15 protein-coding genes are annotated in these 12,751 nt (G+C 73.4%); 9 read left to right on the forward strand and 6 right to left on the reverse strand.

The annotated features are described in order from the left end of the window. Positions 1–34: 34 nt before the first annotated feature. The 3 genes from FHP29_RS10915 to lipB are packed head-to-tail and all read right to left on the reverse strand — an operon-like array spanning position 35 to position 2,682. The gene (locus FHP29_RS10915; protein ID WP_139622910.1) at positions 35–994 is read right to left on the reverse strand and encodes a hypothetical protein; all 960 of its coding nucleotides are present in this window, start codon (positions 992–994) and stop codon (positions 35–37) included. After that, positions 991–1,914 (reverse strand): ABC transporter ATP-binding protein, encoded by a 924-nt coding sequence (locus FHP29_RS10920; protein ID WP_205014038.1) that lies wholly within the window; start codon positions 1,912–1,914, stop codon positions 991–993. The genes FHP29_RS10915 and FHP29_RS10920 overlap by 4 nt, the downstream gene beginning before the upstream one ends. A 27-nt stretch (positions 1,915–1,941) precedes the next feature. Then, positions 1,942–2,682: a lipoyl(octanoyl) transferase LipB gene (gene lipB / locus FHP29_RS10925; protein ID WP_205014039.1), complete on the reverse strand. Its 741-nt coding sequence runs from the start codon at positions 2,680–2,682 to the stop codon at positions 1,942–1,944. A gap of 71 nt (positions 2,683–2,753) precedes the next feature. Between lipB and FHP29_RS10930 the strand changes: the two genes are divergently transcribed. Beyond that, the gene (locus tag FHP29_RS10930) at positions 2,754–3,353 is read left to right on the forward strand and encodes a hypothetical protein (RefSeq protein ID WP_139622912.1); all 600 of its coding nucleotides are present in this window, start codon (positions 2,754–2,756) and stop codon (positions 3,351–3,353) included. On the opposite strand, the gene FHP29_RS10935 is transcribed toward FHP29_RS10930, so the two are convergent. Together FHP29_RS10935 and sucB are read right to left on the reverse strand one after the other, a co-directional pair. Further along, entirely contained in the window at positions 3,293–4,186 is an 894-nt protein-coding gene (locus FHP29_RS10935) for a TIGR01777 family oxidoreductase (RefSeq protein ID WP_139622913.1), read from the reverse strand. The two genes, FHP29_RS10930 and FHP29_RS10935, sit on opposite strands and share 61 nt — an antisense overlap. 22 nt (positions 4,187–4,208) lie before the next feature. Continuing rightward, on the reverse strand, positions 4,209–5,975 hold the full coding sequence (sucB, locus tag FHP29_RS10940) for a 2-oxoglutarate dehydrogenase, E2 component, dihydrolipoamide succinyltransferase (RefSeq protein ID WP_139622914.1): 1,767 nt from the start codon (positions 5,973–5,975) through the stop codon (positions 4,209–4,211). Positions 5,976–6,087: 112 nt separating this feature from the next. On the opposite strand from sucB, the gene FHP29_RS10945 reads away from it, so the two are divergent. Further along, positions 6,088–6,441, forward strand: a complete 354-nt coding sequence (locus tag FHP29_RS10945; RefSeq protein ID WP_192904008.1) for a hypothetical protein — start codon at positions 6,088–6,090, stop codon at positions 6,439–6,441. On the opposite strand, the gene FHP29_RS10950 is transcribed toward FHP29_RS10945, so the two are convergent. Then, entirely contained in the window at positions 6,392–7,918 is a 1,527-nt protein-coding gene (locus FHP29_RS10950; RefSeq protein ID WP_240044439.1) for a leucyl aminopeptidase, read from the reverse strand. The genes FHP29_RS10945 and FHP29_RS10950 overlap by 50 nt on opposite strands. A gap of 43 nt (positions 7,919–7,961) precedes the next feature. On the opposite strand from FHP29_RS10950, the gene gcvT reads away from it, so the two are divergent. The 7 genes from gcvT to FHP29_RS22670 all read left to right on the forward strand — a co-directional run. Further along, the gene (gene gcvT / locus FHP29_RS10955; protein ID WP_139622917.1) at positions 7,962–9,077 is read left to right on the forward strand and encodes a glycine cleavage system aminomethyltransferase GcvT; all 1,116 of its coding nucleotides are present in this window, start codon (positions 7,962–7,964) and stop codon (positions 9,075–9,077) included. Continuing rightward, the gene (locus FHP29_RS10960) at positions 9,074–9,343 is read left to right on the forward strand and encodes a hypothetical protein (RefSeq protein ID WP_139622918.1); all 270 of its coding nucleotides are present in this window, start codon (positions 9,074–9,076) and stop codon (positions 9,341–9,343) included. The genes gcvT and FHP29_RS10960 overlap by 4 nt, the downstream gene beginning before the upstream one ends. Next, positions 9,340–10,188 carry a PhzF family phenazine biosynthesis protein gene (locus FHP29_RS10965; protein WP_139622919.1) on the forward strand — a complete coding sequence of 283 codons (849 nt, stop codon included), beginning with the start codon at positions 9,340–9,342 and terminating at the stop codon, positions 10,186–10,188. The genes FHP29_RS10960 and FHP29_RS10965 overlap by 4 nt, the downstream gene beginning before the upstream one ends. 27 nt (positions 10,189–10,215) lie before the next feature. Further along, complete coding sequence (locus FHP29_RS10970; protein ID WP_139622920.1) at positions 10,216–11,010, forward strand: thymidylate synthase; 795 nt, start codon at positions 10,216–10,218, stop codon at positions 11,008–11,010. A gap of 3 nt (positions 11,011–11,013) precedes the next feature. Further along, a complete protein-coding gene (locus FHP29_RS10975) occupies positions 11,014–11,535 on the forward strand; it encodes a dihydrofolate reductase (protein WP_139622921.1) in 522 nt (173 codons plus the stop codon). A gap of 13 nt (positions 11,536–11,548) precedes the next feature. Continuing rightward, positions 11,549–12,487 carry an LLM class F420-dependent oxidoreductase gene (locus FHP29_RS10980; RefSeq protein WP_139622922.1) on the forward strand — a complete coding sequence of 313 codons (939 nt, stop codon included), beginning with the start codon at positions 11,549–11,551 and terminating at the stop codon, positions 12,485–12,487. Positions 12,488–12,534: 47 nt separating this feature from the next. Further along, positions 12,535–12,751 (forward strand): dihydrodipicolinate synthase family protein (locus FHP29_RS22670; RefSeq protein WP_240044440.1); only part of this gene is annotated, 217 nt, incomplete at its 3' end.

Below are 12,751 nucleotides of genomic sequence, written 5' to 3' on the forward strand. Positions count from 1 at the left end.
ACCGGGCCAGCCTACTCCGCGGGATCGAGCGGTCTCAGGGCACGTCGCGGCGGCGGAACGAGCGGTCCGACGCGACGCAGACCAGCCCGACGATGGTGCCGAGATACAGCGCCGCGTCGGTGAAGCTGAGCACCTCGGCGCAGCTGTGGTCACCGGGATGGCCGGCGTCGTAGTACGCGCACTTGTCGTCGTAGTACGTCGTCCCGTCGTCGATCAGGGCGACCAGGTTCATCGCCGGGTTCCACCGCTCGCTCACGCCGAGGCCGGCGAGAAGGAGGCTGCCGGCCACGGCGAATCCCAGCAGGATGCCGATGGTGGCGACCGTGCTCCGGAACAGCGTGGTCATCGCGAAGCCGAGCAGCGCCGCGGCGGCCGCGACGCCCGAGGCTCGCCAACCCATCTGGAGGGCATCGACGAGCTGGCCCGGTCGGAGGGTCTCCCGGGCCTCGGCCACGGTCGCCAACACCAGCCAGTACGACGACAGGACGAGCGCCGCGACCACGAGTGCTGCGCCGCTGACCACCGCGGCCTTGGCCGCCCAGACCCGACCGCGCCGGGGCTCGAAGAGCAGCTGGTTGCTGACCGATCGGCTCGCCCAGTCGTGGCCGGTGAAGGTGGTTCCGGCCAGCAGCAGGGCGATGGCGACCAGGGACGCCACCGCCGGCCCGGAGCCGCCCTCGCGCTCCTCGTCGAGATCCAGCGGCGGCCGGCTGAGCAGCTCCTCGGTCCGCTCGCTCACGCGGGCGAGGCACAGACCGCCGAGGTCGATGGAGCCGGCCGTGTCGTTGTGGACCCGGGGACGATCCATGCACTCCGCCCGTGCCCGCGCCTCGGCCAGGGCGTGATCGTCCGCCGAGACCGGTCGCGAGTCCCACAGCGTCATGGCTCCGACGAGCACGGGCACGACCAGGCACGCGCCGAGCAGCACGAGGACGGCCCGACGGTGGACGTAGCGCGCCAGCTCGACGCGCAGCAGGCGGGAGAGGTCGCTCATGGCTCCCGCCCCAGCCGCTCGGCCTCGGTCAGGCGCAGGAAGTAGGTCTCGAGGTCGGGGCGCAGGGTGGTGAGCTCGCTCAGCCAGATCCCGGCCTCGCCGAGCAGTCGCGTGATCCGGGCGGCGTCGGTGGTCTCGACCCGCACGCCGCCGTCCTCGACGACGGCGGACAGCCCGGCCGCGCCGAGTACGGCGACCGCGCGCTCCGGGTCCGGAACGACGGCCCGGAACGCCGTACTCGCCCCCAACAGGTCCTCGACCCGGCCCGAGGCCAGCATCCGGCCGTTCCCGATGATCGTCGCGGAGGTGCAGACCTGCTGGACCTCGGCGAGGATGTGGGAGCTGAGCAGCACGGTCACGCCGGCGTCGCCGAGCCCGCGGATGGTCTCGCGGACCTCCCGGATCCCGGCCGGGTCGAGGCCGTTGGTCGGCTCGTCGAGGATGAGGAGCTCAGGATCCTTGAGCAGGGTCGCGGCGATGGCCAGCCGCTGCTTCATGCCGAGCGAGTAGGACCGGTAGCGGTCGCGGTCCCGGCCCTGCATCTGGACCGTCTCGATCGCCGCGTCCACCCGCGATCGCGGCGCCCCGATCGCGTCCGCGAGCAGCCGGAGGTTGAGCCGTCCGCTGAAGTTCGGGGAGAACTTCGGGGACTCCACGACCGCGCCCACCCGTCCGATGACGGCCGGCAGCCGCTCCGGCACCGACTCCCCGAACAGCCGCATCTCACCGCTCGTGGCGCGGGCCAGCCCGAGCAGCATCCTGATCGTGGTGGTCTTGCCGGACCCGTTGGGGCCGAGGAAGCCGTGCACCCCGCCGCCGGCGGGGACCGACAGGTCGAGGTCCTGGACCGCGACCCGAAGCCCGGCGCGAGTGGAGAACTCCTTGCGGAGGCGGACCGTCTCGATCGCCGGAGTGCTCACCCGCGACAGTGTCGCGCAGGCGCCGGCTCAGCGGGCGGGATAGCTCAACAACGGCACACCGGCAGGGACCCTGGCTTTCGCCGGGTCGGGGCGGGGCTCGTAGTCCGGGGTGGCGACGTAGTCGTTCCAGGCCAGCAGCTCGTCGAGGTGGCGTCGTACCGAAGCCACGATCTCGCGGACGGGGACGTCACGGCCCAGCTCGGCGCTGAGGGAGGTGACGCCGGCGTCGGCGATGCCGCAGGGCACGAACCGGTCGTACCAGCTCAGGTCGACGTTGCAGTTGAGCGCGAACCCGTGCATCGCGACGCCGCGTCGGACCCGGATCCCGAGGGCCGCGATCTTCCTCTCCCCGCCCTTGTCGTCGGCCTTGAGCCAGACCCCGGTCCGCCCCGGGATCCGCGCGGTGGCGACGCCGAGCTCGGCGCAGACCGCGATGATCGCCTCCTCGAGACGGCGGACGTAGTCGACCACCTTGACGTGGTCGGGCAGCCGGACGATCGGGTAGCCCACCAGCTGCCCGGGGCCGTGGAAGGTGATCTTGCCGCCGCGGTCCACCTCGATGACGGGCGCGCCCCCGGGATCCGCCGGCCGCTCGTGCGCCTCGGTGCGGCGGCTCGCGGTGAAGACGGGAGGGTGCTCGACGAGGAGCACCGTGTCGGTGAGCTCGCCGGCGACGACCCGCGCGTGCAGCTCGCGCTGCAGGTCCCAGGCCGTGACGTAGTCGATGTAGTCCGGTCCGAGTCCGTCCTCACGGAAGGTCAGCGTCACGCCGCCGAGCCTACTCGGGGGCCTGTGGATGAACGGATGCGCCTGTCGGGGGTCGGGTTCAGGATCGTCCCATGCGGATCTCGGGCCCTCGGGCCGTCCTCGCCGGCACCGCCGCCGTCGTCCTCACGGCCGTCGCGGTGCTCGTCGGCCTGCTGGTGCGCCATGACGCGCCCGCGCCGTCGGGTACGACGTCCGCGGGGCCGCGCGTCGTCGTCGCTCCGGCGGCGGGCCGGGTCGGAGTGGCCCGTGCCGTCGCCGCCCTGGCCGTGCTCCGCGACTGGGACCGCGCGCGGGCGCGGGCCTGGGCCGACGGCGACGCGGGCGCGCTGCGCGGTCTCTACGTCGAGCGCTCCGCGGCGGGGGAGCACGACGTGGCGATGCTGCGGGCCTGGCTGCGGCGCGGACTGCGGGTGCGGGATCTGGAGATGCAGGTGCTCCGGGTGGAGCTGCGGCGACAGACCGAGCGCCGCATCGTCCTGGTGGTCACCGACCGGCTCGCGGGCGCGTCGGCGACCGGTCGGGGCAGACGGGTCGTCCTGCCGCGCGACGGACCGAGCACCCGCCGGCTGGTGTTCGTCCGGACGGGGGACCGGTGGCTGCTGGGCTCGGCTCAGGACGCCGCGAGCCCGGTGGCGAGCACGGCGTCCACGTCCGGGTCGGCGAACCCGTAGCCGAGCTCGAGCAGGGCCGCCGGGCTCACGTTGACCGATCCGAGCACCTCGTCGGCCATCGGCCCGGCCGCCAGCCGGATCGCCGCGGCAGGCGCGGGGAGCACGGCCGGGCGGTGCACGAGCCGGGCCAGGGCCCGGGTGAACTCGGCGTTGGTCGGGGTGCGCGGCGCGCACAGGTTGACCGGTCCCGACGCCGTCGGGTGCTCGACCAGGAAGGAGGCGGCACCGACCCAGTCGCGCAGGGAGATGACGGGGTAGTGCTGGCGTCCGTTGCCCAGCCGACCGCCGAGGCCGGCCAGGAACTGCAGGCGCTGCTGCTGCAGCGGCGGGTTGCGCCGGTCCTGCACGGGCGCGGTGCGCAGGAGCACCACGCGGGCGCCGGCCAGGACAGCCGGCTGCGCGGCGCCCTCCCACTCACGGGCGACCCGGGTGAGCAGGGCGTGGCCCCGCGTGTCGGAGCGCTCGGTGAGGGGTGCGGGCCCGTGGTCGCCGTACCAGCTGACGCCCGAGGCGTTGACCAGGGCGGGCGGCGTCGGCGCCGCGGCGATCGTCGTCGCCAGCAGGTCGGTCGTGGCGCGCCGGCTGGCCATCACCTCGCGCGCCCACCTCTTCGAGTGAGGGTTGCCGATGAGGGGCGCGCCCGCGAGGTTGACGACGACGTCGGCGGTGTGGACCACGCCGGCGTCGACGACCCCGCCCTGCGGGTCCCAGCGCGACTCGCCGGTGTCGGGATCGCGACGGACCAGCCGGGTCACGTCGTGACCCCGGCCGCGCAGCTCGGTGACGAGGTGGCGGCCGAGGAAGCCGGACGAGCCGGCGATCACGACGTGCACGGATGCTCCTCGGGGGAGACGGTCAGACCTCGAACTGGCCGGCCTCGAGGCGCTTCTTCAGGTCGCGGAGGAAGCGGCCGGCGTCGGCGCCGTCGACCACCCGGTGGTCGTAGGTGAGGGCGAAGTAGACCATGTGGCGCACCGCGATGGTCTCGCCGAGGTCGTCGTCGTCGATCACCACGGGACGCTTGACCACCGCACCGGGACCGAGGATGGCGACCTGCGGCTGGTTGATGATCGGGGTGTCCCACAGCGCGCCGAAGCTGCCGAGGTTGGTGATGGTGAAGGTGCCGCCGGAGAGCTCGTCGGGACCGATCTTGTTGGTCCGGGTCCGCTCGGCGACGTCGGAGATCTTCTTGGCCAGCCCGGAGACCGACAGGTCGCCGGCGTCCTTGACGACGGGGGTCAGCAGGCCCTTGTCGGTGTCGACGGCGAACGCGACGTTCTCGCGGTCGTAGTAGGTGATCTCGCCCTTCTCGAGGTCGAGGTTGGCGTTGAGCGCCGGGTGCTCCTTGAGGGTGTCGATCGCCGCCTTGGTGAAGAACGGCAGGTAGGTCAGCTTCACGCCCTCGCGCGCCAGGAACTCCGCCTTCCGGCTCTCGCGGAGTCGGGCGATGTTGGTGACGTCGACCTCGACGACCTGGGTGAGCTGGGCGGAGACGTGGAGCGACTCGACCATCCGCTCGGCGATGATCTTGCGTAGCCGGCTGACCTTGACGGTCTGCCCCCGCAGCGGCGACGGCGTCGCCGCGGCGGCGCCCGCCGGGGCGGCGGACTGGGCGGCGGGAGCCGCAGCCGCCGGGGCCTTCGCCGCAGCCGCGGCGTCGAGGACGTCCTGCTTGCGGATGCGTCCGCCGACACCCGAGCCGGTGACCTGGCCGAGGTCGACGCCGTGCTGGGCGGCGAGCTTGCGCACCAGCGGCGTCACGTAGCCCGGGCCGTCGCCGGAGTCAGCAGCGGGGGCAGCAGCGGCGGGGGCCGGGGCAGCGGGAGCAGCAGCAGCGGGAGCCGGCGCAGCGGGAGCCGGGGCGGCGGGAGCCGGGGCGGCGGGGGCCTGGGCCTGCGGTGCGGGGGCAGCCGGAGCCTCCGGCTCCGGGGCCGCGGCCGGCTCGGCCGCGGCGGGCTCGGCGGGAGCCGCGGGAGCCGCGGCCGGGGCGCCCGAGCCGATGATGGCGAGCTCGGCGCCGACCTCGACCGTCTCGTCCTCGGCCGCCTTGATCTCGATCAGCGTTCCGGCGACGGGCGAGGGGATCTCGGTGTCGACCTTGTCCGTGGAGACCTCGAGCAGCGGCTCGTCGACGGCGACGGAGTCGCCGACCTGCTTGAGCCAGCGGGTCACGGTGCCCTCGGTGACCGACTCGCCCAGGGCGGGCAGCGTGACGGCCGTGCCGTCGGCGGAGCCGGAGGCGGCGGGAGCCGGCGCTGCGGGCGCCGACGGCGTCTCGGGCTCGGCAGGCGTCGGGGCGGCCTCGGCGGCCGGCTCCGGCTCGGCCGGGGCCTCGGCGGCGGGCGCCTCGGCAGCGGGGGCGGAGTCCCCGGCGGGCGCCTCGCCGGCCTCGCCGACGACGGCGAGCACCGCGCCGACCTCGACCGTCTCGTCCTCGTTCGCGCGGATCTCGATCAGCGTGCCGGCCACGGGGGACGGGATCTCCGTGTCCACCTTGTCGGTGCTGACCTCGAGCAGCGGCTCGTCGATCGAGATCTGGTCGCCGACCTGCTTGAGCCAGCGAGTGACGGTGCCTTCGGTGACGGACTCACCGAGCGCGGGGAGAGTGACTTCGGTCGCCATGGGACTCATCCTTGCACCACGGGTGAGTCAACTCGCAACGCCCCACCCACGGTTCGGGCAAACTGGAACCATGGGCATGTTCGACCGGTTCCGCGGGCGCCGAGGCGTACGCATGAGTAACCCCGGCCGCGATGCGGCACGCACGGGGTCGACCCGCGTCCGGGCAGCCGACCGCGCCGACGAGGAGCACCTGCGCACCTGGGTGCAGGAGCGCCGCGGCGTCGAGGGGTTCGTGGAGCCGCGGACCGCCGTCAGCGAGGTCACCCTCCTGCTCGTCGCCCACGACGGCGAGTGGACCCGCCGCCGGGTCCCGTCGATCGGCTGGGCCCACGACTTCTGCAACCGCCACCAGGTCCCGTCGTACGACGCCGCGGTGGTCGGGGTGCCGCAGCGGATGCGCGACTACAACTCCCGGGTCAGGCAGGCACAGAAGCAGCGGGAGCAGCAGCGGCGGCCCGAGTCCTGAGGTATTCCAGCAGGGTCGCCACGCCGTAGCCCGTCGCGCCACTGGTGAGGTGACCGGCGGGACCGCCCTTGTTGAAGGTCGGACCGGCGATGTCGAGGTGTGCCCACGGCAGCCCGTGGGTGAACGCGCGCAGGAACGCCGCGGCGAACAGCCCGCCGCCCCAGCGGACGCCGTCATACTGGGCGAGATCGGCGATCGTCGAGCTGTGGATGCGCTCCTCCATGAACTCCGGGATCGGCATGGGCCAGCCGTCCTCGCCGGCCGCCGCGCCCGCGGCGATCACCGCGGCGACCACGTCGTCGTCGCCCATGACGCCGGCCATCCGGTCGCCGAGCGCCATCACCATGTGTCCGGTGAGGGTGGCGATGTCGAGGATCGTGTCGGGCTTCGCCTCGACCGCGCGGCCGAGCGCGTCGGCCAGCACGAGGCGGCCCTCGGCGTCGGTGTTGGAGACCTCGACCGTGGTGCCGTCGTACATCGTCAGGACGTCGCCGGGGCGCATCGCGGCGTCCCCGACCATGTTCTCGGCGAGGGCGGCGTAGGCGGAGATCCGCACGGGCAGTCCGAGGCGGGCCGCGGCCAGCGTGGCCTGGACGACGGCGGCGGCTCCGGCCATGTCCTCCTTCATCGTGGCCATGCTCGCCGCGGGCTTGATCCACAGTCCGCCCGAGTCGAACGTGATGCCCTTGCCGACGAGCGCGACATGTGCGACCGCGTCCTTGGGGGCGTAGTCGAGCTCGACCAGGCGTGGGGGAGCGGCCGATCCCGCGCCCACCCCGAGCAGGCCACCGCAGCCGAGCTCGGCCAGCCGGGTCTCGTCGAGGACGTCGACCTTCACCTTGGTGCTGCCCTTGGCGAGCCCCTTGTTGGCGGCCTTCACCGCGCCGGCGATCGCGTCGGCGAACGCCGGCGGGGTCAGGTCGGCCGGGGGCGTGTTGACCCAGTCGCGGGCGGCCATGACCGCGTCGACCAGCACCTGGGCCGGCTCCACGGCGGCGCTGATCTCGGCGCGGCGGGCGGCCGGGGTCAGCACGACGATCTCGGCGGGGACGGCGGAGCTGGCCGGCTTGCTCTTGTAGCCGGTGAACGCGTAGCCGCCGAGCCGGTAGCCCTCGACGACGGCGCGCACGAGCTCCGGGGTGTCCGCCGGCAGGGCCAGCGCCACCGACGCGGCGTTCGTGACGGCACGCGCGGCGTTGCCGGCCGCCCGGCGTACGGCGTCCGCGTCGGGCTCGGCGCCGAGGCCGACGAGCACCAGGAGGGGCGAGGCGATGGTCCCGCCGGTCGGCACCTTGGCCACCTCGCCCGGCCCGCCCTTGAGGCCCACCGTGGCGAGCAGGCCCGACAGCTTGCGGCCGTACGCCGCGGCGACGTCCTCGGCCCCGGGCGCCAGCGCCCCGTCGGGAAGCACCCCGACGACCACCGCCTCGGCGCGTGTCTTGGCGGGGCTGGCCGTGCGGAGGGCGAAGGTCGTCACCGGACAGACGATAACGGCCGGATCGGGCGATAGATTGCCGACCATGGCGGACGCGACCCCCCTGCACTCACCCCTGCACGACCGGCACGAGGCGCTGGGCGCCAAGTTCTCCGAGTTCGGCGGTTGGCTGATGCCGCTGGAGTACCGCACCGGCGTGGTCAAGGAGCATGACGCCGTCCGCACGGGGGTCGGCATCTTCGACGTCAGCCACCTCGGCAAGCTCGTCGTGCGCGGGCCCGGTGCCGTCGAGTTCCTCAACTCCACGCTGTCCAACGACCTGCATCGCATCGGGCCCGGCCGGGCGCAGTACAGCCTGGTCGTGGACGACGCGACGGGCGGGATCGTCGACGACGTCTTCACCTACTACCGCGACGACGACCACGTGCTCGTCGTACCGAATGCCGCCAACAACGACGAGGTACGCCGCCGGCTGGTCGAGGCCGCGCCCGAGGGCATCGAGGTCCTCGACCACCACCGCGACTTCGTCGTGCTGGCGGTGCAGGGCACGAAGTCCGACGAGGTCGTCGCGGGCGTCGGCCTGCCGGTCGGCCATGACTACCTCACCTTCGTGGAGGCGCCGTTCGAGGGCGCCGAGGTCGTGGTGTGCCGCACGGGCTACACCGGCGAGCGCGGCTACGAGCTGATCGCGCCGTCCGAGGTCGCGCCCGCGCTGTGGGACGCCCTCATCGCCGCCGGCGAGCCGCACGGCCTGGTGCCCGCGGGGCTCGGCGCGCGCGACACGCTGCGCACGGAGATGGGCTACCCCCTCCACGGCCAGGACATCTCGCCCGACATCACGCCCAACGAGGCGCGCCTGGGCTGGGCGGTCGGGTGGAAGAAGCCCGCCTTCTGGGGTCGCGACAGGCTGCTCGCCGAGCGCGAGGCCGGCCCGCGCCGCAAGCTGGTCGGTCTCGTCTCGACCGGGCGCGCCATCCCGCGACCGCACATGAGCGTGCGCCTGCTGCGCGACGTCCCGCTCGGCGAGGTCACCTCCGGCACGTTCTCGCCCACCATGAAGAAGGGCATCGGCCTCGCCCTCGTCTCGACGGTCGTCGACGACGGCGCCGAGGTGATGGTCGACGTGCGTGGCCGCCCCGAGGTCTTCCAGATCACCAAGCCGCCGTTCGTCCAGCCGTCCGTGCGAGAGTCGTCGTCATGACCCTGCCCGAGCAGCCCTCCCCGTACCGCCCGGCCGCGCCCGCGGACAACCCCTGGCACTGGCGCCTCGAGGACGCCTCCGGCGCCGAGGTGACGCTGAGCGGCCCCGACGCCGAGCAGTACGCCGACGTCGCCTTCCCCAGCCAGGGCGACGCCGAGTCGTGGATCGGGGAGACCTGGTCCGCGCTCGCCGACCTCGGCGTCACCCACGTGACCCTGTTCGACGTCGACCGCGAGGTCTACGGGCCCATGTCGCTCTCGGCATGAGCGCCGGTACGACGACCCGCGAGTTCCGTCAGGTCGACGTCTTCACGCACGTGCCGCTGCTCGGCAACCCGGTGGCCGTCGTCCACGGAGCAGAGGGGATGAGCGAGGAGGAGATGCAGCGCTTCGCGCGCTGGACCAACCTCAGCGAGACGACCTTCCTGCTGCAGCCGACCGACCCGGCGGCCGACTACCGCCTGCGGATCTTCACGACCGAGACGGAGCTCCCGTTCGCGGGTCACCCGACGCTGGGATCGGCCCATGCCTGGCTGGAGGCCGGAGGGTCGCCGGCCGGCGACCGCGTGGTCCAGCAGTGCGGCGTCGGGCTCGTCGAGCTGCGCCGCGACGCCGGGCGCCTGGCGTTCGCCGCACCCGACCTGCTGCGCTCCGGTCCGGTCGACGAGGAGCTCGCCGCGCGGATCGCCACGGCGCTCGGCATCGAGCGCGCAGACGTCCTCGACATCGCCTGGGCCGACAACGGACCCGGCTGGGTGGGTGTCCGGCTCGCCTCCGCCGAGCAGGTGCTCGCGCTCCGGCCGTCGTACGCCGACCTCCCCGTCGACGTCGGCGTCGTCGGGCCGCACCCGGACGGCGAGGAGTGCGCGGTCGAGGTGCGCGCGTTCGTCCCGCACGCCGCCGGCATCGCCGAGGACCCGGTGACCGGCTCCCTCAACGCCTCGCTCGCCCAGTGGCTCACGGCCGACGGCACCCTGCCGCCGTCGTACGTCGCCGCCCAGGGCACCGTCATCGGACGCCGCGGGCGGGTGCACGTCGACACCGACGCCGACGGCACGATCTGGGTCGGCGGCGACACCCTGACCACCATCCGCGGGACGGTGGCGCTGTGACGACCGCCCGCCGACTAGCCTGAGGCCGTGCGCGCGTACCTCGACCTCGTCCAGAAAGTCCTCGACGAGGGCACGCAGAAGGGCGACCGCACCGGCACCGGCACGCTGAGCCTGTTCGGGCACCAGATGCGCTTCGACCTCACCGAGGGCTTCCCCCTGGTGACGACCAAGAAGGTCCACACCCGGTCGGTCTTCGGCGAGCTCCTGTGGTTCCTGCGCGGCGACACCAACGTGCGCTGGCTGCAGGAGCGCGGCATCAGCATCTGGGACGAGTGGGCCGACGAGAACGGCGACCTCGGCCCGGTGTACGGCGCGCAGTGGCGCTCGTGGCCGACGCCCGACGGCGACCACATCGACCAGCTCGCCCGGGTGATCGCGCAGATCCGCGCCAACCCCGACAGCCGGCGCCACATCGTGTCGGCCTGGAACCCCAGCCAGGTCGACGACATGGCGCTGCCGCCGTGCCACAGCCTGTTCCAGTTCTACGTCGCGGACGGCCGGCTGAGCTGCCAGCTCTACCAGCGCTCGGCCGACGTCTTCCTCGGGGTGCCGTTCAACATCGCGTCCTACGCGCTGCTCACCCACATGGTCGCGCAGGTCACCGGGCTCGGCGTCGGCGACTTCGTGCACACCCTCGGCGACGCGCACCTCTACTCCAACCACCTCGAGCAGGCCCGCCTCCAGCTCACCCGCGAGCCGCGGCCGCTGCCGAAGCTGGTCCTCAACCCGGCGGTGACCGAGATCGACGCCTTCGACCTCGAGGACATCGCCGTCGAGGGCTACGACCCGCACCCGGTCATCAAGGCCCCGATCGCGGTCTAGCGGATGAGCACCCCTGCCGGACGGCGGGTCACCCTGGTGGCCGCCGTCGCCGAGAACGGCGTCATCGGCGCCGGCGCCGACATCCCGTGGCGGATCTCGGCCGACTTCCAGCACTTCAAGGCCACCACGATGGGCCATGTGCTGCTGCTCGGGCGCACCACCCACGACGGGATCGGGCGCCCCCTGCCGGGACGGACGACGATCGTGCTCACCCGCGACCCGTCGTACGCCGCCGACGGGGTCGAGGTCGCCCACTCGATCACCGACGCCCTGGCCCTCGCCGACCGGCTCCTCGACGGCGAGCCCGCGGACCGTCAGGTGATGGTCGGCGGGGGAGCGGCGGTCTACGCCGCCGCGATGCCGTACGCCGACGAGCAGGTCATCTCCGAGATCCCGATGTCGCCCGACGGCGACACCCACTACCCGGAGTTCAGCCCCCGGCGTTGGGCCGAGGTGCGCCGCGAGCCCCGCGAGGGCTTCACGGTCGTGTGGTGGGAGCGCGTCTTCGCGTGTGGAGGCGCCTGACAAGGTAGGGGCCATGGAGCTCCGTGTCTTCACCGAACCCCAGCAGGGCGCGACGTACGACGACCTCCTGGCCGTCGCCCTCGAGGCCGAGCGGCTGGGCTTCGGTGCCTTCTTCCGCAGCGACCACTACCTCCACATGAGCGGTGACGGGCTGCCCGGCTCGACCGACGCGTGGACCACGCTGGCGGGCCTGGCCCGCGACACGAGCACGATCCGGCTGGGCACGCTGATGACCAGTGCCACCTTCCGCCACCCCGGCGTGCTCGCGATCCAGGTGGCGCAGGTCGACCAGATGAGCGGCGGCCGCGTCGAGCTCGGCATCGGCGCGGGCTGGTTCGCCCAGGAGCACACGGCCTACGGCATCCCGTTCCCCGACACCGGCGAGCGCTTCGAGCGGTACGCCGAGCAGCTGGAGCTGATCACCGGCCTGTGGTCCACACCCGTCGGGGAGCGCTACGCGTTCGACGGCAGGCACTACCGGCTCGACGACAGCCCGGCCCTGCCCAAGCCGGTCCAGGACTCCGGACTCCGCGGCGGCGTCCCGCTGCTCATCGGCGGCAAGGGCGCTCGCAAGACCCCGGCGCTCGCGGCGGCCTACGCCGACGAGTTCAACCTGCCCTTCGTCGACGAGGAGTTCACGGCGCTGCAGTTCGGCCGGGTGCGCCGGGCGGCCGAGGAGATCGGCCGCGACCCCGCGTCGATCACCTGGTCCAACGCACTGGTGCTGTGCGTCGGCGAGGACGACGCAGCGATCGCCCGGCGGGCCGAGGCGATCGGTCGTGAGGTCGACGAGCTGCGTGCCAACGGGCTGGCCGGGACGCCGGGCGAGGTCGTCGACAAGATCCGCAGGTACGCCGAGCTCGGAGCCGAGCGGATCTACCTCCAGGTCCTCGACCTGGGCGACCTCGACCACCTCCGGCTGGTGGCGGCGGAGGTCATGCCCCACGTGTGAGGTCGGCCGGAGTGAGCGAAACGAGCCGGGGACGATAGCCTTGACCCATGACTTCTGCACCCTTCGGCACCATGCTGACCGCGATGGTCACGCCGTTCCTCGAGGACGGCTCGGTCGACCTGGACGGGGTTCAGAAGGTCGCCAAGCACCTGGTCGACAACGGCAACGACGGCATCGTCGTCTCCGGCACGACCGGCGAGTCCCCGACCACCACGGGCGCCGAGGACGGCGAGACTCTCGCGGCGGTCAAGGACGCGGTCGGTG

Origin of the sequence: Nocardioides albidus (assembly GCF_006335005.1) — a bacterium.
Taxonomy (GTDB): domain Bacteria; phylum Actinomycetota; class Actinomycetes; order Propionibacteriales; family Nocardioidaceae; genus Nocardioides; species Nocardioides albidus.